The following is a 20,798-nucleotide window of genomic DNA, read 5'->3' on the forward strand; positions in this document are numbered from 1 at the left end:
CTCGCTTTCAGCTGTTAATTTTCCCGCAACCAGACCAGGCTGGTGGTGCGCTGCGGATCCGTTTTTCGATTGATGAGCGCCACGGCATCCAGGGCGGCACGGTCCAGCCGCACGCGGATGACGGTGAGGAAATAGCGGCTCTTCACATCGAGTTCCACGCCTTCAATCAGTTCAGCATTAATATTATTCTGGAAATTTGCTTTATCGACAAACTTTTTGCGCGGATTGCTCAAGGTCAGGGCGCTGGCCTCGGACAGCGACATCATCGTCACGGCCGCCAACACCTCGGCCGGCGCCGTATTCACGTTGACTCCCGTGATTTCCGGCAAGATGATGACGACATCGCGCAGCTGCTCGACCATCTGCGGCGTATAGCCGGGCACGGCCAGCAAATCCTCGACCTGCGTGAACGCCACCGGCTCGCTGCCGCCACCCGTGGCAGGCGTGGCAGCGGGCGTCTTGCCATCGGCGCCGCTGTCGGCAGTGCGTGGTTTCGGCCGCGCGCGCAGCACGGCGTCGGCCGTCGCTTGCGCCAGGCCGCTGTCGAGCTTCATGTTGGCCAACAGGCGCTGGTAGGCCAGCACCTGTTTCGGATTGATGCTGCCCGTGGCGTCGACCAGGTTGGTGATATTGAAGCGCGCCTGCGCGTCGAGCGCGCGGCCCGAGACGGTGGCGTCGAATTTTTCCGTGTCGACCTTTTCGCGGTCCACATAATCGTCGAGCCGCGCTTCCTCGATGGGCGTGGCCCACACGCCGTCGGCGGCCGTCAGCATGGGATTGTCCTGGCGCAGCCAGAAGCGGGCAAAGTCGACCATGCCGCGCATGGCCCACTGCGTCTGCAGGCGCAAACGCTGGTTTTCCATCGAACGCACTTGCACCTGCTGCTGCCAGAACAGGCTGGCGACGACGGTAATCGCCAGCGCGGTCAGCAGCAAGGCCGTGATGACGGCCACGCCGCGCTGGCGCGAAGGGCGCGTAAACGGCTTCATCCCGGCCCCAGTAAAAAGACTTTGGACAGGCCCGCGTCCTGACCCGGCATCTGCAAGGTCACTTCCAGGCCGGGCACCTGCTTGGAGATGGTGGCGCCCGCCGTCAGCACGTTCCAGGCGCCATTGCTCCAGCCGCGCATGACCATGCTGTCGACACCCTGCATCAGGGCCACGTCGGCGCTGGAGGTATCCGTATCGTCGCGCGCGGCCTGCCACAAGGTGTCGAGTACGGCCAGGTCGCGCGTGCCGTTCGACTCGCGCCGCGTCAGCACGCCGCCGCGCAGGCGGTAAGTGACCACTTGCAACTGTTGCGGTTCCTGTTCCGACGCGGCCAGGCGCACCAGGGTCAGGCGGTCATTTTCCGCCGACAGGTTGATGCGGCCATTGAGCAAACTCGTGCTCAAGCCGGCGCCGGCCAGGTGGTCGCAATCGCTCTGCATCTGGGCAAACGCCAGCTGCATGCCGCGCGCCTGCTCCAGCTGGCTGGTCAGCACTTCGCGCGAACGCATGATGCTGTCCAGGCCGCGCCAGCCCAGCACGGCGACCATGGCCAGGATGCCGATCGCCACGAGCAGCTCGATCAGGGTGAAACCGCCAGCAGGAACAGTGCGGCGCGCCATCAGTCGTTAAAGGAAAGTAACACCAGGCGCACGATGCGCCGGGCCGGATATTGCGCGTCATACACGTTGACGCGCACTTGCCGGATACGGGGATTCGGCGTGGCCACCACTTCTTCTTCACAGATCAGTTTCAAGTCGCCCTGCGGGCAGTCGACCGTGCGCTTGCCCGTCTGCGGAAAGGTTTTTGCCAGGCGCAAGCGCACCAAATGGTTTTCCGCCGACCAGGTGGCCATCATGGCGCTGCGCAAGCCATCGCTGTTCTGCGTCAGGCTGCCGACGGCGCGCAGCGAGGCGCCCAGGGCCGTGCCGACGATGACGAGGGCGACCAGGACTTCCAGCAAAGTGAAGCCGCGCTGGCGGCCATGACGTGGGAGTCGCATCATTGCTCGACCGTGAAGTGGCCGATGCCGTCGGCGCGGATGGCCACGCTGCGTTCACCGCTGGCCAGGGTCAGCACGAAAGGCTTGTCGACCGGTTCGCGGCCGAAGATGATGCGCAAAGGCTGGGCCACGCTGTTCGACGGCTGCACGCTGAGCAGCATGGGCGTGTTGGCAAACGCCCGCTCGCGCAGCAAATCGTCCTGCGTCACGGGTTGCCACAGCTTTTCATTGAGGACCAGGAAACGGTATTGATTTTCGTCAGCCTCGAACGCCACCTGCCGGCTGCGCACGATGGCTTCATCGCGCGCCAGTTGCAGCAGCAGCGCGATGCGCTCGGCTTCCTTCTGCAGCGCTTGCTGGCCATTCGGCATGGCGTTCAGCGACACCAGGCCCAGGGTGACGCCAATGATGACCATCACCACCAGCAGCTCGATCAGCGTGAAGCCGCAGGCGCGGGGCCGGGGCAGTGCACGGCCGGTGGTCATGGCAGGCATGCAATGGAAAACTTACAGTTCCCAGGAGCCGATATCGGCATCGTCGCCGCTACCGCCAGGCTGGCCGTCGGCGCCCAGCGAAATGATGTCGACTTCGCCTTTCACGCCCGGCGACAGGAACTGGTACGGGTTGCCCCATGGATCCTTCGGCATCTTTTCCAGGTAACCGCCCGCTTTCCAGCCATTCGCGGCCGGTCCCGTGGTCGGTTTTTCGATCAGCGCCTGCAAGCCCTGTTCGGTGGTCGGGTAGCGCTGGTTATCCAGGCGATACAGTTTCAAAGCTTGCATCACGGTGGCGATATCGACCTTCGCCGCCGCCACTTTCGACTCACCCGTGCGGGCGATCAGCTTGGGCACCACCAGCGACGCGAGGATACCCATGATCACCACCACGACCATGATTTCGATCAAAGTGAAGCCGCGCGCACGGCGCTGGCGTATCGAACGGTTTGCTGCGTTTTGCATAAGAAAGAGAGAAGAAGGTGAGTAATGAGTGCAGAGTATAAAGCGGAAATATGACAAAGCCTGTCATATAGGGAAAAATTTCTGCGGGGGCTGTCAGGCCGGCAAGACCACTTCGCCGCAAACGGCGCAGCCGGGGTCGCGCGCGACGCGCATGCTGCTCCATTCCATGTGCAAACCGTCGAGCAGCAGCAGGCGTCCGGCCAAGGACTCTCCCACGCCCATGATCAGTTTCAGCGCTTCGGCCGCCTGCATGGCGCCCACCACGCCCACCAGCGGCGCGAACACGCCCATGGTCGAGCATGCCTCATCCGTGAACTGCTGCTCCTGCGGAAACAGGCAGGAATAACATGGCTGCGTGCCCGTGCGCGGGTCGAACACGCTCACTTGTCCGTCGAAACGGATCACGGCACCCGACACCAGCGGCACCCTGGCCGCCACGCAGGCGCGGTTGACGGCGTGGCGCGTGGCGAAGTTGTCGGTGCAGTCGAGCACCACCGTGCTGGATAAGACCAGTTCTGCCAGTCGCGCACCGTCGAGGCGTTCCTGCAAGGCGATGATGTCGATCTCGGGATTGATGCCGGTCAAGGTTTCGCGCGCCGACAGCACTTTCGGCTGGCCCACGCGCGCCGTCGTGTGGGCGATCTGGCGCTGCAGATTGGTCAGGTCGACCGTGTCGTCATCGACGAGGGTCAGCTTGCCGACGCCGCTGGCCGCCAGGTACATGGCGGCCGGCGAGCCGAGCCCGCCCGCGCCGATCACCAGCACATGCGCATCGAGCAAGGCTTGCTGGCCTTCGATGCCGATCTCGTCTAACAGGATGTGGCGCGAGTAGCGCAGCAGCTGATGGTCGTTCATGGCGGCGACTACGGTTTCCGTACAGGAGTCTTCTTGTCATCGGCCTTGATGTCGGAAGCAATTTCCGGCTTGGCACCGATCTTCTCCGCCTTCGGGTCCACCTTGGCCAGCTGCACCGGCAAGCCCTGGAAATGGTTCAAGGCTTGCTGCAGCTGGAAATCATCCTTGGCGCCGTATTCCAGCGGTTTGCGCTTTTTCGCCGTGGCGATCAGGCGTTGCTCTTCTTCCAGCTGATCCTGCATGCCTTCCATCGTCGGCTTGGCCGCTTCCGGCTTGCCGTCGTTGCTGCTCAAGTGTTTTTCCAGGTCCGCCTCGCGGATGCGCAGGCTGTTCCAGCCATCGCCTTCGGCCGTTTCATCGACCAGCAAGTCGGGCACGATGCCGCGCGCCTGGATGGCCCGGCCTTTCGGCGTGTAATAGCGGGCCGTCGTCAGCTTGACGGCCGTGTCGGCCGTGATCTGGCGCAAGGTTTGCACGGAACCCTTGCCGAACGTTTGCGTGCCGATGACGGTGGCGCGCTGGTAATCCTGCAAGGCGCCGGCGACGATTTCCGACGCGGACGCGGAACCGGCATTGACCAGCACCACCAGCGGCACGGTTTTCAGCGCGGCCGGCAGCTTGGCCAGCGGGTCGGCCTTGGCGCCCGGCGGCGCATAGAATTCGCGGCGGCCATAGAACACCTGTTTCGACTCGGGCAACTGGCCCTTGGTGGACACGATCACGGAGTTGCCCGGAAGGAATGCTGTTGCCACGCCAATAGCGCCCGGCACGACGCCACCGGGATCGTTGCGCAAGTCCAGCACCAGGCCCTTGAGCTTGGGGTCTTGCGCATACAGCGCGTTGATCTTTTTGACCATGTCATCAACGGTCGGTTCCTGGAACTGGGCGATGCGCAGCCAGGCATAGCCGGGCGCGACCATCTTGGCCTTCACGCTTTGCACGCGGATTTCCTCGCGCACGATGGGAAACACCAGCGGCTTGCTCTCGCCCTTGCGCGACATCGTCAGCACCAGCTTGCTGCCAGGCTGGCCGCGCATCTTCTTGATGACTTCTTCCAGCTGCAAGCCTTTCAGCGGGATATTGTCGAGGCGGGTGATCAGGTCGCCCGCCAGGATGCCGGCCTTGGCGGCAGGGCTGTCCTCGATGGGCGAAACGACTTTCACGTAGCCGTCTTCCATGCTCACTTCGATGCCGATGCCGACAAACTTGCCCTGCACGCTTTCGCGCATTTCCTTGAAGGCATTTTTATCGAGGTAGACAGAATGCGGGTCCAGGGACGAGACCATGCCGGAAATGGCTTCCGTCAAGAGTTTCTTGTCTTCCACCTTCTCGACGTAATCGGTCTTGATCAGGCCAAAGACGTCGGACAGCTGGCGCAACTCGTCGAGCGGCAGCGGGGCATTCGTGATTTTCTGCGCCACGGCCGGGAACTGCAGCGACATGCCGATGCCGGCCAGTACGCCCAGACCGATCAGGCCGATACTTTTGACTTTGATACCCATGTATTCTTCGCAATCTACAAATTCGCTGCCGCAGCAATGGTGGGAACTTAAAACTTCACCCAGGTGGCTGGATCGAAGGCGCGGCCCTGATGACGCAGTTCAAAGTATAGCCCTGATTCCTCGTTGCCGCCGCTGTTGCCCGCGCTGGCAATGGCGTCGCCGCCCTTGACGGCGTCGCCCACGCGTTTCAGCAGCGATTGGTTATTGCCATAAATACTCATGTACTGGCCGCCATGGTCGACGATAATCAAATTGCCGAAACCGCGCAGCCAGTCGGAAAACACGACACGGCCGCCGGCGATGGCGTGGATCTCGCTGCCTTCGCCCGTGCGGATGAACACGCCCTTCCAGCTGGGGCCGTCACCGCGCTTGCTGCCGAAACGGGCCGCGATCTTGCCCGCCACGGGGGCACGCAGCTGCCCTTTCAGGCTGGCAAAGGCGCCGGCTGGCGCGGCCGGGCCCAGGCTTGGGCGTTCCGGCTCCGGTTCCGGCTTCAGTTCGGGTTTCGGCGCCACCTTCGCCACTTGCGGCGGTTCGTCGTCGTCGATCGGTTCGAGTTTCACGGGCGGCGGTGGCGGCGTTTGCGGCTTGATCTTGCCCGACTTGTTTTGTTGCTCTTTCGCAATTCGTTCGCGTTCAGCCTGCGCCTGGGCGGCCTTGGCGCGCGCGGCCAGCAAGCGTTCGCGTTTTTCCGCCGCGATCTTGGCGTCGGCGGCTGCCTTGGCGGCGGCGCGTTGCTCGGCCAGCAATTGCTGGCGTTTCTTTTCCGCTGCGGCAGCGGCGGCCTGCTCTTCGATCAGTTTTGCCAGCTTGTCGACCAGGTTGCCCATGCGCTGTTCGTCGCGCTCGACATTGCCCACTTCCTTGCGCTGCGCCACCAGGCGCTGAGACAAGCTCGTCAGCAAGGCAGCGCGGCGCGCCTTCTCCTGCACCAGCAAAGCTTTCTGGTCGCGCTCTTCCTGCGCGATTTCTTCCAGTTCATCCTTGGCGTTCTGCACGTCCGCCTGGTTTTTCTCCACGGCCAGCAAGTTGGCGCGCAAGGCTTCCAGCAGGCGCGCCTGCGCCTGCGACACATATGCCATCAGTTGCAAGTCGCGGTTGATGCGGTTGGGGTTGTCACCCGACAAGAGCAGCTTGATGCGGTCTTCGTTGCCGGCGACATATTGTTCACGCAGCAACTTCGACAGCTGCGTCTTTTGTTTCTCGACGGTGGCCGTCAATTGCTGATGCTCTTGCCCCAGCGCATTGAGTTTCACACCCGTCTCGCTTTGCTCCTGCGCCAGGTCGCGCAAGGCGCGGTTGGCGTTGGAAATGGCTTCTTCCGATTCGGCCAGGGTATCGGCCGCGTCATCCTTGGCGCTTTCCGTGCGGCTGATGTCGCGCTTGAGCGCCGTCAGTTTTTGTTGCAATCCAGCACGTTGTGCTTCCGCGGCCGCCTTCTGCTTGCTGCGTTCGGTGGGCTTGGCGCCCTGCGCGGCACCGCTGGAAAGCAGCAGCGCCAGGCACAGCATGGCACCGGCGCGCCACGCCGGCAGGGGTCGTTCAGCAGAGGGGGCGATGGCTGTGCCGCGGAAGAAAGACGACAAAATTACTTGGCCTTCCCTTGGTTCGCCACGGCCGCTTGCGCTGCCGCAATCGCTGCCGGGTCGCCCAGGTAGTAATGACGGATCGGTTTCAGGTCGGCGTCCAGTTCATACACGAGCGGCTGGCCGTTCGGGATGTTCAGGCCGACGATGTCGCTGTCACTGATGCCATCGAGCATCTTGATCAGCGCGCGCAAGCTGTTGCCGTGGGCCGAAATGATGATTTTCTTGCCGGCGCGGATGGCCGGGGCGATTTCGTCATCCCAGGCCGGCATCACGCGCGCCACGGTGTCTTTCAGGCATTCGGTCAGCGGAATCGACGCTTTCGGCAAGCCGGCGTAGCGCGGATCGTTGAACGAGGCGCGGTCGTCGTTCGCTTCCAGCGGAGGCGGCGGGGTGTCGTAGCTGCGGCGCCATACCAATACTTGCTCGTCGCCATACTTGGCAGCCGTCTCGCCCTTGTCCAGGCCTTGCAGGGCACCGTAGTGGCGCTCGTTCAAGCGCCAGTCGTTCTTGATCGGCAAATACATCATGTCCATCTCGTCGAGCGCCAGCCACAGGGTGCGGATGGCGCGCTTCAGGACGGAAGTGTAGGCCACGTCGAACGTAAAACCTTCCTGCTTGAGGATCTGGCCGGCGGCCTTGGCTTCGTTGACGCCCTTTTCCGTCAGATCGACGTCGGTCCAGCCGGTGAAGCGGTTATCGAGGTTCCAGGTGGACTCGCCGTGACGCATGAAAACGATTTTGTACATAGTTCTATCTTCTCAAGGGGTTCAAATCAAAAAAGCAAAACGTAAAAAGACCTCGTCCAGCTTCTATTTTATAATGCGCGGATTGACTTAAACCATTGGACCCTACGTGAAATTCATTATCGACCACATTTTTCTGTTTGCCATCGTCATTATTTCCGGCGGCGCCCTCCTCTGGCCACTGCTGTCGATGCGCGGCAAGCGCGCGACCGTGCTGGAAGTCACGCAACTGATCAACCGCGGCAAAACCATCATCGTCGACGTGCGCAGCGCGGAAGAATTCGCCACGGGCCACTTGCCTGACGCAAAAAATATTCCGCTGCCGGAACTGGCAAAACGCATGGGCGAGCTGGAAAAATTCAAAACGCGCCCCATTGTAGTGGTTTGCCAGAAAGGTTCGCGTTCGGCAACCGCCGTCGGCCTGCTGGGCAAAGCCGGTTTCGCTGAGGCAACGAGCCTGGAAGGCGGCCTCGACGAATGGAAAAAGCAGGGTTTGCCATTGAAAACCTTGTCGCTGGCGAAATAAACCAGCATTAACTGAAGGAATCATCATGACCGTACCTGTTATTGTTTACAGCACCGCCGTGTGCCCGTATTGCGTGCGCGCCGAGCGCCTGTTGGAAGCCAAGGGCGTGACCGTGCAAAAGATCCGCGTCGACCTCGACCCGGAAGAGCGCATCAAGATGATGGAACGCACGGGCCGCCGCACGGTACCGCAAATCTATGTGGGCGATACCCACGTGGGCGGATTCGACGATTTGTATGCGCTCGATCAAGCCGGCAAGCTGGACCCCTTGTTAAATGGCACGGCAGCCTGATATAAAGCGGGTTCGAGAAATTGCTTGGTTTTTTGTCGTATTGTTTTGATACAATTGCCCTCGCACCTGATCTGGCCGCGCCTACCCGGCGCGGTTTGAATACCGCAAGCACCATATTTGAACGGTGTGCCGTTCTTGTCCTTTACAACGAAAGCGTTCCATGTCTGACGAAAATCTGCAACCAGTCTTCCAAATCCAACGCGTCTACCTGAAAGACATGTCGCTGGAACAACCAAATTCCCCAGCTATTTTCCTGGAACAAGAAGCACCAGCGATCGAAGTAGCTCTGGACGTGGGCGCTGCGCCTCTGGCCGACGGCATCTTCGAAGCCACCGTGACCATCACCGTGACCGCCAAAGTCGGCGAAAAAGTCGCTTTCCTGGTTGAAGGCAAGCAAGCCGGTATCTTCGAAGCACGCAACATTCCTGCTGATCAACTCGATCCGCTGCTGGGAATCGGCTGCCCGAACATCATCTACCCTTACCTGCGCGCCAACATCGCCGACGTGATCACCCGTGCCGGCTTCCCGCCAGTGCACCTGGCCGAGATCAACTTCGAAGTGTTCTACCAACAACGTCTGCAAGCTATTGCTGACGCCGCTGCCGCAGCTCCAGCAGCCAGCGAAACGCACTAAGCTCTTGCAAGACCCCGCCGGCCGTCAAGGCTGGCCTGACACGGCGGCCTGGCCGCCGTGTTTCGTTAAGGTTCAAAAATATCATGTTGAAAAGTGCGCTCTTGAGCAAGTTCCGCTGGATGGCCGGCGCCGTACTGCTGCTGGCGACCGCCGCCAGCCACGCCGTCGATTTCAAAACGGTGGGCGCGGCTCCCGTGATCCTGTACGACGCGCCATCCTCCAAGGGCGGCAAGCTGTACGTGGCGCCACGCGGCATGCCGCTGGAAGTGGTGCTCAGCTACGGCGAATGGGTCAAGGTACGCGACGCCAGCGGCGAAATGGCCTGGACGGAAGCCAAGGGCCTGTCGGCCAAGCGCAACGTCGTGGCACGCGCCGCGAACCTCAAGGTTCGCGCCAGCCCCGACGACACCGCCTCCGCCATCATCCTCGTCGACAAGGGCGTGCTGCTGGAAATGAGCGAGCAACCGACCTCCGGCTGGGTCAAGGTGCGCCACAAGGATGGCCAGAGCGGCTACGTCAAGACCAGCGAAGTGTGGGGCATGTAAGCACCGCACCCGTTCCCCCTGCCCCATTGAGGTTGCATGCAAGTTTCTCCTGAAGTCACTCCCGATATCATTCCCACCGCCCGCAAGATCACCATCCTGGGCGCTGGCGCCTGGGGCACGGCCGTGGCGATGGCCCTGGCCGGCCGCCACGACGTGCTGCTGTGGGGCCGCAATGGCGAAGCCATGGCCGCCATGGCCGCCAGCGGTGAAAACAGCTATTTGCCAGGCTTCCCTTTGCCGCCGCAACTGCGCATCGGTGCCGATTTCGACGCCGCCGTCGCGCATGCCGACGGCGAACACGGCCTCTTGATCGCCGCCTGCCCCGTGGCAGGCTTGCGGCCCATGCTGCATCAATTGAAAGACAAGGCCATCGGCAACCTGGTGTGGCTGTGCAAAGGGTTTGAAGGCGGCACGGGCTTGCTGCCGCACCAGATCGTGCAGGAAGTGTTGGGCGACAATATCCCGGGCGGCGCCCTGTCCGGCCCTTCGTTCGCGCAGGAAGTGGCGCGCGGCTTGCCGTGCGCGCTGACCATCGCCTCGCACAGCGCCGCCTTGCGCGGCGCCGTCGTCTCGGCCTTACATGGCGGCACCATCCGCGTGTATGCGAGCGAAGACCTGGTGGGCGTGGAAGTGGGCGGCGCCGTCAAGAACGTGCTGGCCATTGCCACAGGCGTGGCCGACGGCCTGGGCCTGGGCTTGAATGCGCGCGCCGCGCTGATCACGCGCGGCCTGGCGGAAATCACGCGCCTGGGCACGGCCCTGGGCGGCCAGACGGAAACGTTCATGGGCTTGACGGGCATGGGCGACTTGATTTTGACGTGCACGGGCGACCTGTCGCGCAACCGCCGCGTCGGCCTGGGCCTGGCGCAAGGCAAGGCGCTGGCCACCATCGTGGCCGAACTCGGTCATGTAGCAGAAGGCGTGCCCTGCGCCAAGGCCGTGCGCGAACTGGCGCGCCGCATGGGCGTCGACATGCCGATCACCAACGCGGTGGCCGGCGTGCTGTTCGACGGCGATCTGCCGCACGTGATGGTGCAGCAACTGCTGTCGCGCGATCCGCGCGCCGAGGCGGCTTGACGGGAAAAACCTAGCGACCAGCCTTGTGCATGAGTATGGTCAGCAACAATAAACTGTCTTCGCGCGCTTCCAGGGCGTGCGCCTGGCCGCCGAGCAGGTACAGCATCTGCCCCGGCCCCAGCAGCTGCACTCCGCCATGCGCCGTCACCGCCACCTGCCCCTGCAGGCACAGCAGGGTGATTTCACCGAGCACATGATGCTCGGGCATGGTCTTGCCCTTGGGCATGCACATGCGGATCAATTCCAGTTCGTCCGTCTTGGCCAGCGCAATGGCGGAAAACTGCGACAGGTCGTCGCCGTCCCTGCGCAGCACCTCGATCACCTGTCCTGAACTTGCGTGCTCCAGTGCCATCATGTGCTCCTTCCGCAATTACTCGGTGACTTCCTCCGGCTCTTTCGCGCCGCGCATCCACTCGACCAGCGGCCATGCATCCTTCAAGCCTTCCGCCAGGGTCGGCAGCAGTTTCTCGGGCTCGTTGACAGGCAGCGGCACTTCGGTCCAGACAAAAAAGCTTTTCAGCTTGATGAATTCGATATGTTCGGCATCCGCCTCGAAACCCTTGGGCGGGCGCTGCAATTTGCCCTCGTTCTGGATGGTGCCGAAGCGGGCCTTCAAGCGCTTATTCTTCAGCACTTTGGAGAAACCTGGCGCGTCGTTGAGCATATGCTCGCGCAGCGCCTTCAGGCGGCCCGGTGGCGGCATGTATTCGCCGGCGCCGAACAGCAGGTTGCCCTGGCCATCGATCTGCAGATAATACGTGGGGCCGCCCGCCTTGCTGGGACGGCGCATGTCGTTCGGCGCGATGGCGGCCGAAAAACGCGTCTTGTACGGGCTCTTGTCGTGCGCGAAACGCACGTCGCGGTTGATGCGGAACATCGCCTTCTTCGGATTGCAGTACTTCACGGCCGGGTCGAACTTGCCCAGCTCACCGATCAGGCTGGTGACCAGGGCGAGGAATTCCTCGCGCAGGATGTCGTAGCGGGGCTTGTTCATGACAAACCAGGGACGGTTATTGTTGTCGCTCAGTTCACGTAAAAATTGGGTCAAATCACGCACATGCATGTGTCAAATTCCGATCAGCAACTATTTGGAAAGCTCTTTCGGGATGGGGCGCTTGCCCACCATCACGTCGAGCGCCGCTTCGCGATTCTTGCGCAGCACCGTCATTTTAGCTTTTCCGCCGGGCGGCAGTTGGGCGATCAGGTTCAGCATTTCCGTCGTGTCGCCCACGGGCTTGCCGTCCACCGTCAGCAGGATGTCGCCGGGCACGATGCCCGCCTTGTCGGCCGGCCCGTTGCGCACCACGCCGGCGATGATGGCGCCGCTGGTGCGCTGCAAGTTGAAGCTTTGCGCCAGCTCGGGGGTGATGTCCTGCGTTTCCACGCCGATCCAGCCGCGCACCACGTGGCCATCCTTGATGATGGCTTCCATCACCGTTTTGGCCGTCGAGACGGGAATGGCGAAGCCGATGCCGACGGAACCGCCGCTTTGCGAGTAGATCGCCGTATTGATGCCGATCAGATTGCCGCGCGTATCGACCAGGGCGCCGCCCGAATTGCCGAAGTTGATGGCAGCATCCGTCTGGATGAAGTTTTCAAAGCTGTTGATGTGCAGGTTGTTGCGGCCCAGGGCCGAGATGATGCCCATGGTCACCGTCTGGCCCACGCCGAACGGGTTGCCGATGGCCAGCACCACGTCGCCCACGCGCGCCAGTTCCGACTGGCCCAGCACGATGACGGGCAGCTTGTCGAGGTCGATCTTGATCACGGCCAGGTCCGTTTCCGGGTCCAGGCCCACGACCTTGGCGGGCGCCTTGCGGCCATCGGTGAGCACGACTTCGATTTCGTCGGCGCCTTCGACCACGTGGTTATTCGTCAGCACATAGCCTTCATGGCTGACGATGACGCCCGAGCCGAGGCTGTTTTTCAAGTCCTCGCCATCCTCGCCGTCCGGGTCGCGGTCGCCGAAGAAACGTTTGAAGAAGGGATCGCGCGCCAGCGGATGGGCGCCGCGCTTGGGTACTTGCAGGGTGAGGATATTGACGACGGCGGGCATGGCGCGCGCCGCCGCGTCGCGGTAGGAACCGGGCGCCAGGCTGCTGGACGCCGTTTCCACCACGGGCACCGGTTTCGCAGGAGAGCCCAGCTGCTGTACCCGGCTGGCCGGGCGCAGCGCGCCGTACACAAAGTACAGCGCCAACGCGATCGTCACGGTTTGCGCAAACAATAACCAGAATCGTCGCATACAGTTCTCTGCCCAGGTCAGCCGGCCCGTGCCGGAACGACTTATTTTGCCAGATTGTTGCTGTTGCGTGCGTTCTGCTGCAGGGAGTCGCGGATTTCACGCAGCAGCACGATGTCTTCCGGCGTGGCCGGTGCCGGCGCCGGCGCGACCGGTTCGCTGCGGCGGGCCTTGTTCATCAGGCGCACCATCTGGAAGATGATGAAAGCAAGAATGATGAAATTGAGCAAAATGGTCAGGAAGTTACCGTAGGCCAGCACGGCGCCCGCCTTTTTCGCTTCCACCAGGGTCATCGTTGTCGCCTGGCCATTCAGGGGCAGGTAGTAATTGGCAAAATCGAGGCCGCCGAAAATGCGGCCGATGGGCGGCATGATCACGTCTTGCACCAGGGAATCGACAATCTTGCCGAAGGCGCCACCGATAATGACACCGACCGCCAGATCGACGACATTGCCTTTCATTGCAAATTCTTTAAATTCCTTCATCATTGCCATGAATTTCTCCTTCGGATAGATATAAAAACATGCCGATCATACTATTGATTCCTGGGGACACCAACTTGTGGTTGCCAGCAGGACCAATTCCGGCACAGCCGTGCGCATCTAGTTCGAAAGAACTAGCCACCTCCTGCAAAAGTATATAAATTATGGTACAAGCAACGTTTTTGTTTTATTCGTTGTTTGCTTCACTTATAATTTGCGGTTGCCAGAAGTGGCTTTTTCACTTCCGGATAATCAACAAGAAACTGGCACGGGCTGCGCCATTGGCCGAAGTTCCGCAGGGATGTTGCCACTTTACCGTACAAAGATGCGGGTTGCGGCAAACAGTGGGAAAGAGCTTCGGCGACGGGTTTTTCGCGGCTGCCACTCATAATAAAGATTCGCATTTTGACTGATTGGGGTTTGCATGAGTAACGAAAAGCAGGTCGATTCAGGCCGTCGCGGCTTGCTCGTCGCCACGTGCGCGGCGGGCAGTGTAGTTGGATTGGCAACCGCGGGAGCCTTGGTAAGCACCTTCCAGCCGTCGGAGCGCGCGAAAGCGGCTGGCGCGCCGGTCGAAGTAGACATCACCACCTTGCAACCCGGCGAAATGCGCACCGTCGAATGGCGCGGCAAGCCGGTCTGGATCCTCAAGCGCACGCCGGAAATGATCGCGTCGCTCAAGCAAACCGATGGCAAGGTCGCCGATGCCAATTCACAACGCAATCCCGCCGAATTCACGCCGCCGTACTGCATGAACGAGGCGCGCTCGATCAAGCCTGAAATTCTCGTCGCCGTCGGCATCTGCACCCACCTGGGCTGCTCCCCTTCCTCGAAATTTACCCCTGGCCCGCAACCGTCGCTGCCCGATGACTGGGAAGGCGGCTTCCTGTGCCCTTGCCACGGCTCCACCTTCGACATGGCAGGCCGCGTGTTCAAGAACAAGCCGGCGCCGGACAACCTGCAAGTGCCGCGCCATATGTACCTGAGCGACACTAAATTGCTGATAGGTAAAGACGAGAAAGGCGAGGCTTGATCATGGCTGCTTTCAAAGAAACGAAGTTCCCGGCAGACGCTCCCGTCGCCGAAAAAGCGCTGGGCTGGGTCGATGACCGCTTTCCCCTGACCAAGCTGTGGAACGATCAATGGGGCAAATACTACGCCCCGAAAAACTTCAACTTCTGGTACATCTTCGGTTCGCTGGCCATGCTGGTGCTGGTGCTGCAGATCGTCACCGGCATCTTCCTGACCATGCACTACAAACCGGATGCGGCCCTGGCCTTCAATTCCGTCGAGTACATCATGCGCGAAGTACCGTGGGGCTGGCTGGTGCGCTACATGCACTCGACGGGCGCCTCGGCCTTCTTCATCATCGTCTACCTGCACATGACGCGCGGCCTGCTGTACGGCTCGTACCGCAAGCCACGTGAATTGATCTGGCTGTTCGGTTTCGCCATCTTCCTGTGCCTGATGGCCGAAGCGTTCTTCGGCTACCTGCTGCCATGGGGCCAGATGTCGTACTGGGGCGCGCAAGTGATCGTCAACCTGTTTGGCGCCATCCCGCTGATCGGCCCTGACCTGTCGCTGTGGATCCGCGGCGACTACGTCGTGTCCGACGCGACCCTGAACCGCTTCTTCGCCTTCCACGTGATCGCCATCCCGCTGGTACTGCTGGGCTTGGTTGCAGCGCACTTGATCGCCCTGCATGAAGTTGGCTCGAGCAACCCGGACGGCATCGAAGTGAAGGAAAACCTGGGCGCCGATGGCCACCCCCTCGATTCGATTCCTTCGCATCCGTACTACACCGTGCATGACCTGTTCGGCGTATCGATCTTCCTCGTCATTTTCAGCGCCGTCGTCTTCTTCGCGCCGGAAATGGGCGGTTACTTCCTGGAGTACAACAACTTCCTGCCGGGCGACTCGCTGAAGACCCCGCTGCACATCGCGCCAACCTGGTACTTCACGCCGTTCTACTCGGTGCTGCGCGCCACCACGGCCGACTTCATGTACGTGCTGATGGGTGTCGTAGCTGCCTACGTGGTGTTCATCTGGCTCAAGTCGCGCCTGTCGACGACCGTCAAATCCATCATCGCCGGCATCGCCATCGTCGCCATCATCGGCATGCTGCCGCAGGTGCTCGATGCGAAATTCTGGGGTGTGGTGTTCTTCGGCGGTTCCGTCGTGATCCTGGCCTTCCTGCCATGGCTGGACCATTCGCCGGTGAAATCGATCCGCTACCGTCCGACCTGGCACAAATACATCTATGCCATCTTCGGCCTGTCGTTCCTGATCCTCGGCTACCTCGGGACCCAGGCGCCAACGGATACGAAGACCATCGTGTCGCAAGTGTGCACCCTGATTTACTTCAGCTTCTTCCTGTTGATGCCATGGTGGAGTGCAATGGGCCAGTTCAAGACCGTGCCGTCGCGTGTGACGTTTCACCCGCACTAAGCCGCTCTCACGCCACGCTCAAAGGACATACATCATATGAAGATTGCAAAAAAACTGCTCGCCATCCTGGCCTTCGTGCCTGCCATGGCTCTCGCCAGCGAAGGCGGCTTTCCGCTGGACAAGGCGCCTGACCGCCAGACCAACATGGCAGCGCTGCAACATGGCGCCAAATTGTTCGTCAATTATTGCTTGAATTGCCACGCCGCCGTGTCGATGCGCTACAACCGCCTGCGCGACCTGGGCTTGACGGAAGACCAGATCAAGCAGAATCTGTTGTTCTCCGGTGATAAAGTCGGCGACCTGATGACGACGAGCCTGGCACCGCAGGACGCCAAGGCCTTCTTTGGCGTTGTACCGCCGGATTTGTCGGTAATTTCGCGCGCGAAATCATCTTCCGCTGGCACAGGCGGCGACTACCTGTATACTTACCTGCGTACGTTCTATAAAGACGACACTCGTCCGACCGGCTGGAACAACATGGTCGTGCCGAATGTTGCCATGCCGCATGTATTATGGGAATTGCAAGGTGTCCAGACTGCCAAGTTCGTGGAAGAGAATGATCCGCACGAAGCTGGCAAGAAGATCCACAAATTTGCCGGCTTCGAGCAGGTCAAGCCAGGTACGTTGAACAAGATCGAGTATGACAATGCGGTAGCCGACCTGGTCGGCTACATGGAGTGGATGGCCGAACCGGCACAGCAAACACGCAAGCGCCTGGGCGTGTGGGTGCTGCTGTTCCTGTCGGTCTTTGCTCTGCTGGCATGGCGCCTTAACGCGTCGTTCTGGAAGGAAGTCAAATAAGTGAGGCGCCGGCCATAGGCCGGTTTATGCCTGTTTCTGCGTTGTCCGCATGAGTGGACAAGCGACCTGGGGTGAGCCGTTCGCGGCTTCACCCCCTTTGTTTCTAAGGAACTATAAAAAATGATGGTTCTCTATTCGGGTACAACCTGCCCATTTTCGCAACGCTGCCGCCTGGTCCTGTTTGAAAAAGGCATGGACTTCGAAGTGCGCGACGTCGACCTGTTCAACAAACCGGAAGACATTTCGACCATGAATCCGTACGGCCAGGTGCCTATCCTGGTTGAGCGCGAACTGATTCTGTATGAATCGAACATCATCAACGAGTACATCGATGAGCGCTTCCCGCATCCGCAACTGATGCCGGCCGATCCGCTGATGCGTGCCCGCGCGCGCCTGATGCTGTTCAATTTCGAAAAAGAACTGTTCGTGCACGTGCACGTGCTGGAAAGCGAACGCGCCAAGAGCAACGACAAGGCCCACGACAAGGCACGCGCGGAAATCCGCGACCGCCTGACGACCCTGGCGCCGCTGTTCCTGAAGAACAAGTACATGCTGGGCGACGAATTCTCGATGCTCGACGTGGCTGTCGCGCCGCTGCTGTGGCGCCTGGACCACTACGGCATCGAACTGTCGAAGACGGCCGCACCGCTGATGAAATACGCCGAACGCATCTTCTCGCGTCCAGCGTATATCGAGGCATTGACCCCTTCCGAAAAGGTCATGCGCCGTTAAGATATCCCCATAAAGCTACTGCGCAGCCCGCTCTCGACTTGGCGTTACTCGCCGTACTAAAGTACGGCTGCGTTACTGAAGCCGATATCGGGCTTGCTCGCTACGCTTTCTGGGGCATCTTGGGCCAATTGTCATTCTTTGTTCTTTTATTGATAGTTGTCCCATCGTTTCATTGAAATACCGGTGCGCCCGCCTTGCGGGGGCGCTCCCGCCTCATAGTGCCTACCATGTCTGAAATCTCAACCAAACCTTATATGCTGCGCGCCATCTACGAGTGGTGCACCGACAGCGGCTACACGCCGTATCTCGCGGTCAAAGTCGATTCGCGCACCACGGTACCGATGGAATACGTGAAAAAGGGCGAAATCGTGCTCAATATCAGCTTCGGCGCCACCAGCGGCCTGAAGATGGACAACGACGCCATCCGCTTCCACGCCCGCTTTGGCGGCGTCTCGCGCGAAATCTACGTACCGGTCGACAACGTGATGGCCATCTACGCCAACGAAAACGGCCAGGGCATGGCCTTCGAGCCCGTGCTGGGCAATGATGACCCGGACGCGCAACCGACGGACAGCCCGGCCTCGGCCGACGTCCCGCCACCCGTGCTCGCCCCCGCCGCCAGCGGTCCCACCCTGTCGTCCGTGCCGACCAGTTCCCCCGAACAACGCGACAGCGCCACGCCCGGCGACGACGAGCCACCAAAAAAAGGCGGCCGCCCGACCCTGACACGCATTAAATAGCGTATAATTCGCAACGCGCAGTTTTTGCCGACTTAGCTCATTTGGTAGAGCAGTTGATTTGTAATCATCAGGTGGCCAGTTCGAAACCGGCAGTCGGCACCAGAATTCAGTAGGAAATCAAAGGGTTACCCGCTTCGGCTGGTAGCCCTTTTTTCTTTTCCCACGCCCGCGGAAGCCATCCGGAACACTGGCACGCATCGCCATCCAGGTTGACGCGTTGCTGCACCGCGCAATGACTATCAGCACGTTTAGGCGCAAGATGAGCACGTGCTTGCGCAAAGCAGGCTCCCGATGTCTGGCTTGCCTATCTGGGGAAATATCATGTCCGCACACACTTACAAGCTGATCGAACTGGTTGGCACATCGACCGAGAGCAGCGATCAGGCGATACGCGATGCCATTGCCAAGGCGGCGCTGACGGTCAAGCACATGGACTGGTATGAAGTGACCGAGTCGCGGGGACATATCGTCGACGGCAAGGTGGCGCACTTCCAGGTCACGCTCAAGGTCGGCTTCCGGCTCGAATAAAGGGATCGGGTAAGACAGGCGGCGCGCTCACCGCCGCCCGGCCGCTCCCCGGCTTTCCAGCCACTCCCGGCCGCCGGCCTCCAGCGCGGTCTCGATGACCTTGTCCGGCAAGCTGTAGACGGTCGCCCAACTGGCGCGGCCATCCTGCGTGTTGGCGGGGAAACTGTGCGTCTCGATCGGCCAGTGATATTTGCGCTTCAATGCCTTGACGATGGCGGCCAGCGAGACGCGGCCTTGCAGCGGTTCGGCGCCGGACTGGTCGCGGTTCGACAGCAGCACAGCCAGGACCTGGCCGCGGCCCGTGCGCGCGCCGGGGAAGGTGGGGGTTTTGTTTGCCATGGCCTATTTTACCGGGCAATGATCGGACGAGAGGCGATGTGCCGCACCTTTGATCCGGCGCAAGCGTCGCAGCGGCGTTGCGTCCACGATGGGCATTTCGCCAGGCGTGCCGGCGCCCCTCCGGCAGCCTGGGCCTATCATCATGGGGCACAGGAGCCTATCATGCACAGCCTGAACATCCACGCCATGCAATGGCAACCCGTCGCCGATATTTCCGCCGTCAATCCGCTGCTGCCCGAGGATCTCGCCTGCTTTCGCGAGCTGCGTGACGTGCTGCAACGCTACGGCGCGCTCGACCGCTTCGGCATTTCCCTGATCCACCGCCATTTCGACATCGCCGACGACGAAGAGCTGATGGAGTACACGGATGCGGAAGCACGCATCTTGACGGTCAAACCTGTCAAGAAAAGCGACATCGACTGGAATCACACGACGATTACCAACTGGAAATTGACGGAAAGCGAGGAAGTGGCGCGCATCGGTTGCGGCTGCGCACGCAATTCCGGTGGCCACCTCGGCTATCACCGGGGTACCTGAGGCTGGCTGGCACCGCCCGCCAAGCGGCGTCGGCCTTTCTTACACTTTGCTTCCGCCAGCCCAGTCCGCTTTGCGCAAGTAATTGATTTCACGTGATTTTTTTGTGTGGCACGCAAGCTGCTTATCCCTGTCTACGAGATGAATCCAGGCAAGTCATCCTGGATTCTTTGTCCCCCGGATTTTTCGAGACTGACCACGATAAGAGGCTGCGATGAACGTCGATCACACACGAAGCAAGACCCTGGGCTGGCTGGGCGCACTGGCGGCGGCAAGCCTGCTGGCCAGCGGCCAGGCGCAGGCCGGCGCGTACGGCCTGGCCGTCAATGAGTTGAACAATTTCCGCATCACCACCAGCGCCGGCGCGCTGTCGCTGGCCGGCGCGAATCGCAATGCCAGCGACAGCGCGTTTTTCGAAGGCGGCGTGGCCGTCAATCCGCGTGCCGTCAATACAGGACCGGCCGCCAACGCCGACGTGCTGCAAGTGTGCTCGGGTGGAGGCTGCAGCGGCTTGCCGCAAAACAATTACGCCCCCAGCCCCAGTTCCACCCTGGAGTTCGCCCGCGGCGATGCACATGCCTTCGGCAACATGCTCAATGGCGGCGCCACGGTGCGCGCCGTGGCGGAAGCCCAGCGCAACACGGTCGGTGCCGCCACATCCACGGCCGGCGACACGCTCACCGGCTCCGTCAACCTGACCCTGTCGGGCGCCGGCTTCATCACCTTCAGCTTCATGGGACGGCGCGACCTGCGCACCAGCGTGACGACCATGGGCGACAAGTCGAACGTGTCGATCATGGATATCTTCAATATCTCCTGCAACAGCGCCAGCCCCGTCGGCTGCCTGTCGAACGCGAATGCCGATGGCGTGATCTTCCAGTTCGCACCCGATGGCGATGCCAACAATGGCAGCGACGTCAACGGCAACCATACGGTCGGCAGCCTGGATCCGTTCAGCCTGAACATGACGGCCGGCACCAACGACCCCGCTACCGGGCGCGCCTTCACGAATGGCTTTGCGATGTTTTCCCTGACCTCGAATTTCGCCCTGCCGGCCGGCAGCTATACCTTGAACTTTTCCAAGTCCACGCGCACCGACATCGTCGTCATCGATCCCCTGGCCGTGCCGGAACCGGGCACCCTGTTCCTGCTGGGCATGGGATTGGCGGCCCTGGCTTTTACGCGGCGCCGCCAGCCACAATCATCAGCAGCATGAAATAAAACGGCGCCTCATGGGCGCC

The 20,798-nt window shown here is 61.2% G+C and carries 27 protein-coding genes and 1 tRNA gene; 14 read left to right on the plus strand and 14 right to left on the minus strand.

The features are described 5' to 3' along the window. Positions 1 to 14 precede the first annotated feature (14 nt). From gspK to gpmA, 9 genes are all read right to left on the minus strand, one after another. Positions 15 to 989, minus strand: coding sequence for a type II secretion system minor pseudopilin GspK (gspK, locus tag IGS58_RS23175; RefSeq protein WP_230522810.1), 975 nt, complete (start codon positions 987 to 989; stop codon positions 15 to 17). After that, positions 986 to 1,609: a PulJ/GspJ family protein gene (locus IGS58_RS23180; protein ID WP_034783569.1), complete on the minus strand. Its 624-nt coding sequence runs from the start codon at positions 1,607 to 1,609 to the stop codon at positions 986 to 988. Before IGS58_RS23180 ends, gspK begins: the two co-directional genes overlap by 4 nt. Further along, positions 1,609 to 1,992 (minus strand): type II secretion system minor pseudopilin GspI, encoded by a 384-nt coding sequence (gene gspI / locus IGS58_RS23185; protein ID WP_034783570.1) that lies wholly within the window; start codon positions 1,990 to 1,992, stop codon positions 1,609 to 1,611. Before gspI ends, IGS58_RS23180 begins: the two co-directional genes overlap by 1 nt. After that, complete coding sequence (locus IGS58_RS23190) at positions 1,989 to 2,483, minus strand: GspH/FimT family pseudopilin (protein ID WP_052140218.1); 495 nt, start codon at positions 2,481 to 2,483, stop codon at positions 1,989 to 1,991. The genes gspI and IGS58_RS23190 overlap by 4 nt, the downstream gene beginning before the upstream one ends. Before the next feature lie 12 nt (positions 2,484 to 2,495). Beyond that, the gene (gene gspG / locus IGS58_RS23195; protein ID WP_034783572.1) at positions 2,496 to 2,948 is read right to left on the minus strand and encodes a type II secretion system major pseudopilin GspG; all 453 of its coding nucleotides are present in this window, start codon (positions 2,946 to 2,948) and stop codon (positions 2,496 to 2,498) included. A gap of 93 nt (positions 2,949 to 3,041) precedes the next feature. Continuing rightward, on the minus strand, positions 3,042 to 3,803 hold the full coding sequence (locus tag IGS58_RS23200) for a HesA/MoeB/ThiF family protein (protein WP_034783573.1): 762 nt from the start codon (positions 3,801 to 3,803) through the stop codon (positions 3,042 to 3,044). 8 nt (positions 3,804 to 3,811) lie between these two features. Continuing rightward, positions 3,812 to 5,305 (minus strand): S41 family peptidase, encoded by a 1,494-nt coding sequence (locus tag IGS58_RS23205; RefSeq protein ID WP_034783575.1) that lies wholly within the window; start codon positions 5,303 to 5,305, stop codon positions 3,812 to 3,814. A gap of 47 nt (positions 5,306 to 5,352) precedes the next feature. Further along, entirely contained in the window at positions 5,353 to 6,816 is a 1,464-nt protein-coding gene (locus IGS58_RS23210; protein WP_230522958.1) for a murein hydrolase activator EnvC family protein, read from the minus strand. Between the two features lie 77 nt (positions 6,817 to 6,893). Next, on the minus strand, positions 6,894 to 7,640 hold the full coding sequence (gene gpmA / locus IGS58_RS23215) for a 2,3-diphosphoglycerate-dependent phosphoglycerate mutase (RefSeq protein WP_230522811.1): 747 nt from the start codon (positions 7,638 to 7,640) through the stop codon (positions 6,894 to 6,896). 106 nt (positions 7,641 to 7,746) lie between these two features. On the opposite strand from gpmA, the gene IGS58_RS23220 reads away from it, so the two are divergent. The 5 genes from IGS58_RS23220 (at position 7,747) to IGS58_RS23240 (ending at position 10,711) form a co-directional block, all read left to right on the plus strand. After that, positions 7,747 to 8,163, plus strand: a complete 417-nt coding sequence (locus IGS58_RS23220) for a rhodanese-like domain-containing protein (RefSeq protein WP_070220898.1) — start codon at positions 7,747 to 7,749, stop codon at positions 8,161 to 8,163. A gap of 25 nt (positions 8,164 to 8,188) precedes the next feature. Next, positions 8,189 to 8,455: a glutaredoxin 3 gene (gene grxC / locus IGS58_RS23225; protein WP_034783579.1), complete on the plus strand. Its 267-nt coding sequence runs from the start codon at positions 8,189 to 8,191 to the stop codon at positions 8,453 to 8,455. A 160-nt stretch (positions 8,456 to 8,615) separates the two neighbouring features. Continuing rightward, complete coding sequence (gene secB / locus IGS58_RS23230) at positions 8,616 to 9,089, plus strand: protein-export chaperone SecB (RefSeq protein ID WP_034783580.1); 474 nt, start codon at positions 8,616 to 8,618, stop codon at positions 9,087 to 9,089. An 83-nt stretch (positions 9,090 to 9,172) separates the two neighbouring features. Beyond that, entirely contained in the window at positions 9,173 to 9,634 is a 462-nt protein-coding gene (locus tag IGS58_RS23235) for an SH3 domain-containing protein (RefSeq protein WP_070258539.1), read from the plus strand. A 36-nt stretch (positions 9,635 to 9,670) separates the two neighbouring features. Continuing rightward, positions 9,671 to 10,711, plus strand: a complete 1,041-nt coding sequence (locus IGS58_RS23240; RefSeq protein WP_070258537.1) for an NAD(P)H-dependent glycerol-3-phosphate dehydrogenase — start codon at positions 9,671 to 9,673, stop codon at positions 10,709 to 10,711. Positions 10,712 to 10,721: 10 nt separating this feature from the next. On the opposite strand, the gene IGS58_RS23245 is transcribed toward IGS58_RS23240, so the two are convergent. Genes IGS58_RS23245 through mscL form a run of 4 tightly spaced genes read right to left on the minus strand, consistent with a single transcriptional unit; the run spans position 10,722 to position 13,447 of the window. After that, positions 10,722 to 11,066, minus strand: coding sequence for a hypothetical protein (locus tag IGS58_RS23245; protein ID WP_225317152.1), 345 nt, complete (start codon positions 11,064 to 11,066; stop codon positions 10,722 to 10,724). 15 nt (positions 11,067 to 11,081) lie between these two features. Then, positions 11,082 to 11,774, minus strand: a complete 693-nt coding sequence (locus IGS58_RS23250; protein WP_230522812.1) for a DUF2461 domain-containing protein — start codon at positions 11,772 to 11,774, stop codon at positions 11,082 to 11,084. Positions 11,775 to 11,795: 21 nt separating this feature from the next. Continuing rightward, positions 11,796 to 12,956 carry a Do family serine endopeptidase gene (locus IGS58_RS23255; protein ID WP_070258533.1) on the minus strand — a complete coding sequence of 387 codons (1,161 nt, stop codon included), beginning with the start codon at positions 12,954 to 12,956 and terminating at the stop codon, positions 11,796 to 11,798. A 41-nt stretch (positions 12,957 to 12,997) separates the two neighbouring features. Beyond that, entirely contained in the window at positions 12,998 to 13,447 is a 450-nt protein-coding gene (gene mscL / locus IGS58_RS23260) for a large conductance mechanosensitive channel protein MscL (RefSeq protein ID WP_070223752.1), read from the minus strand. Between the two features lie 412 nt (positions 13,448 to 13,859). Between mscL and petA the strand changes: the two genes are divergently transcribed. From petA to IGS58_RS23295, 7 genes are all read left to right on the plus strand, one after another. Further along, positions 13,860 to 14,468, plus strand: a complete 609-nt coding sequence (gene petA / locus IGS58_RS23265; RefSeq protein ID WP_070258529.1) for a ubiquinol-cytochrome c reductase iron-sulfur subunit — start codon at positions 13,860 to 13,862, stop codon at positions 14,466 to 14,468. A 2-nt stretch (positions 14,469 to 14,470) separates the two neighbouring features. Then, positions 14,471 to 15,883 (plus strand): cytochrome b, encoded by a 1,413-nt coding sequence (locus IGS58_RS23270; protein ID WP_230522813.1) that lies wholly within the window; start codon positions 14,471 to 14,473, stop codon positions 15,881 to 15,883. A 36-nt stretch (positions 15,884 to 15,919) separates the two neighbouring features. Next, positions 15,920 to 16,684 (plus strand): cytochrome c1, encoded by a 765-nt coding sequence (locus IGS58_RS23275; protein ID WP_152254125.1) that lies wholly within the window; start codon positions 15,920 to 15,922, stop codon positions 16,682 to 16,684. A 120-nt stretch (positions 16,685 to 16,804) separates the two neighbouring features. Beyond that, positions 16,805 to 17,416 (plus strand): glutathione S-transferase N-terminal domain-containing protein, encoded by a 612-nt coding sequence (locus IGS58_RS23280; RefSeq protein ID WP_010394154.1) that lies wholly within the window; start codon positions 16,805 to 16,807, stop codon positions 17,414 to 17,416. A gap of 227 nt (positions 17,417 to 17,643) precedes the next feature. Beyond that, a complete protein-coding gene (locus tag IGS58_RS23285) occupies positions 17,644 to 18,156 on the plus strand; it encodes a ClpXP protease specificity-enhancing factor (RefSeq protein WP_099665815.1) in 513 nt (170 codons plus the stop codon). 26 nt (positions 18,157 to 18,182) lie between these two features. Then, positions 18,183 to 18,258: transfer RNA gene (locus IGS58_RS23290), tRNA-Thr, on the plus strand. Between the two features lie 219 nt (positions 18,259 to 18,477). Continuing rightward, complete coding sequence (locus tag IGS58_RS23295) at positions 18,478 to 18,684, plus strand: dodecin (protein WP_034753599.1); 207 nt, start codon at positions 18,478 to 18,480, stop codon at positions 18,682 to 18,684. Between the two features lie 27 nt (positions 18,685 to 18,711). Here the strand turns inward: IGS58_RS23295 and IGS58_RS23300 are convergent, their stop codons facing one another. Then, positions 18,712 to 19,023: a hypothetical protein gene (locus IGS58_RS23300; protein ID WP_077398664.1), complete on the minus strand. Its 312-nt coding sequence runs from the start codon at positions 19,021 to 19,023 to the stop codon at positions 18,712 to 18,714. Between the two features lie 162 nt (positions 19,024 to 19,185). Between IGS58_RS23300 and IGS58_RS23305 the strand changes: the two genes are divergently transcribed. Next, positions 19,186 to 19,560, plus strand: coding sequence for a hypothetical protein (locus tag IGS58_RS23305; protein WP_077398662.1), 375 nt, complete (start codon positions 19,186 to 19,188; stop codon positions 19,558 to 19,560). A 211-nt stretch (positions 19,561 to 19,771) separates the two neighbouring features. Beyond that, the gene (locus IGS58_RS23310) at positions 19,772 to 20,773 is read left to right on the plus strand and encodes an EDSAP-1 family PEP-CTERM protein (RefSeq protein ID WP_230522814.1); all 1,002 of its coding nucleotides are present in this window, start codon (positions 19,772 to 19,774) and stop codon (positions 20,771 to 20,773) included. The last annotated feature ends 25 nt before the right edge of the window (positions 20,774 to 20,798 follow it).

Source organism: Janthinobacterium sp. EB271-G4-7A (assembly GCF_020858075.1).
GTDB lineage: Bacteria > Pseudomonadota > Gammaproteobacteria > Burkholderiales > Burkholderiaceae_D > Janthinobacterium > Janthinobacterium lividum.

What these genes read in the sequence shown, in the direction of transcription:
- IGS58_RS23295 (WP_034753599.1), top strand. Translation starts at nt 18,478, where the DNA reads ATGTCCGCACACACTTACAAGCTGATCGAACTGGTTGGCACATCGACC.
- IGS58_RS23180 (WP_034783569.1), bottom strand. Translation starts at nt 1,609, where the DNA reads ATGGCGCGCCGCACTGTTCCTGCTGGCGGTTTCACCCTGATCGAGCTG.
- IGS58_RS23250 (WP_230522812.1), bottom strand. Translation starts at nt 11,774, where the DNA reads ATGCATGTGCGTGATTTGACCCAATTTTTACGTGAACTGAGCGACAAC.
- petA (WP_070258529.1), top strand. Translation starts at nt 13,860, where the DNA reads ATGAGTAACGAAAAGCAGGTCGATTCAGGCCGTCGCGGCTTGCTCGTC.
- gspK (WP_230522810.1), bottom strand. Translation starts at nt 989, where the DNA reads ATGAAGCCGTTTACGCGCCCTTCGCGCCAGCGCGGCGTGGCCGTCATC.
- grxC (WP_034783579.1), top strand. Translation starts at nt 8,189, where the DNA reads ATGACCGTACCTGTTATTGTTTACAGCACCGCCGTGTGCCCGTATTGC.
- IGS58_RS23200 (WP_034783573.1), bottom strand. Translation starts at nt 3,803, where the DNA reads ATGAACGACCATCAGCTGCTGCGCTACTCGCGCCACATCCTGTTAGAC.
- IGS58_RS23305 (WP_077398662.1), top strand. Translation starts at nt 19,186, where the DNA reads ATGCACAGCCTGAACATCCACGCCATGCAATGGCAACCCGTCGCCGAT.
- IGS58_RS23255 (WP_070258533.1), bottom strand. Translation starts at nt 12,956, where the DNA reads ATGCGACGATTCTGGTTATTGTTTGCGCAAACCGTGACGATCGCGTTG.
- IGS58_RS23275 (WP_152254125.1), top strand. Translation starts at nt 15,920, where the DNA reads ATGAAGATTGCAAAAAAACTGCTCGCCATCCTGGCCTTCGTGCCTGCC.
- gspI (WP_034783570.1), bottom strand. Translation starts at nt 1,992, where the DNA reads ATGATGCGACTCCCACGTCATGGCCGCCAGCGCGGCTTCACTTTGCTG.
- gpmA (WP_230522811.1), bottom strand. Translation starts at nt 7,640, where the DNA reads ATGTACAAAATCGTTTTCATGCGTCACGGCGAGTCCACCTGGAACCTC.
- IGS58_RS23285 (WP_099665815.1), top strand. Translation starts at nt 17,644, where the DNA reads ATGTCTGAAATCTCAACCAAACCTTATATGCTGCGCGCCATCTACGAG.
- IGS58_RS23280 (WP_010394154.1), top strand. Translation starts at nt 16,805, where the DNA reads ATGATGGTTCTCTATTCGGGTACAACCTGCCCATTTTCGCAACGCTGC.
- IGS58_RS23210 (WP_230522958.1), bottom strand. Translation starts at nt 6,816, where the DNA reads ATGCTGTGCCTGGCGCTGCTGCTTTCCAGCGGTGCCGCGCAGGGCGCC.
- IGS58_RS23245 (WP_225317152.1), bottom strand. Translation starts at nt 11,066, where the DNA reads ATGATGGCACTGGAGCACGCAAGTTCAGGACAGGTGATCGAGGTGCTG.
- IGS58_RS23310 (WP_230522814.1), top strand. Translation starts at nt 19,772, where the DNA reads ATGAACGTCGATCACACACGAAGCAAGACCCTGGGCTGGCTGGGCGCA.
- IGS58_RS23300 (WP_077398664.1), bottom strand. Translation starts at nt 19,023, where the DNA reads ATGGCAAACAAAACCCCCACCTTCCCCGGCGCGCGCACGGGCCGCGGC.
- IGS58_RS23240 (WP_070258537.1), top strand. Translation starts at nt 9,671, where the DNA reads ATGCAAGTTTCTCCTGAAGTCACTCCCGATATCATTCCCACCGCCCGC.
- IGS58_RS23235 (WP_070258539.1), top strand. Translation starts at nt 9,173, where the DNA reads ATGTTGAAAAGTGCGCTCTTGAGCAAGTTCCGCTGGATGGCCGGCGCC.
- mscL (WP_070223752.1), bottom strand. Translation starts at nt 13,447, where the DNA reads ATGGCAATGATGAAGGAATTTAAAGAATTTGCAATGAAAGGCAATGTC.
- gspG (WP_034783572.1), bottom strand. Translation starts at nt 2,948, where the DNA reads ATGCAAAACGCAGCAAACCGTTCGATACGCCAGCGCCGTGCGCGCGGC.
- IGS58_RS23205 (WP_034783575.1), bottom strand. Translation starts at nt 5,305, where the DNA reads ATGGGTATCAAAGTCAAAAGTATCGGCCTGATCGGTCTGGGCGTACTG.
- IGS58_RS23270 (WP_230522813.1), top strand. Translation starts at nt 14,471, where the DNA reads ATGGCTGCTTTCAAAGAAACGAAGTTCCCGGCAGACGCTCCCGTCGCC.
- IGS58_RS23190 (WP_052140218.1), bottom strand. Translation starts at nt 2,483, where the DNA reads ATGCCTGCCATGACCACCGGCCGTGCACTGCCCCGGCCCCGCGCCTGC.
- secB (WP_034783580.1), top strand. Translation starts at nt 8,616, where the DNA reads ATGTCTGACGAAAATCTGCAACCAGTCTTCCAAATCCAACGCGTCTAC.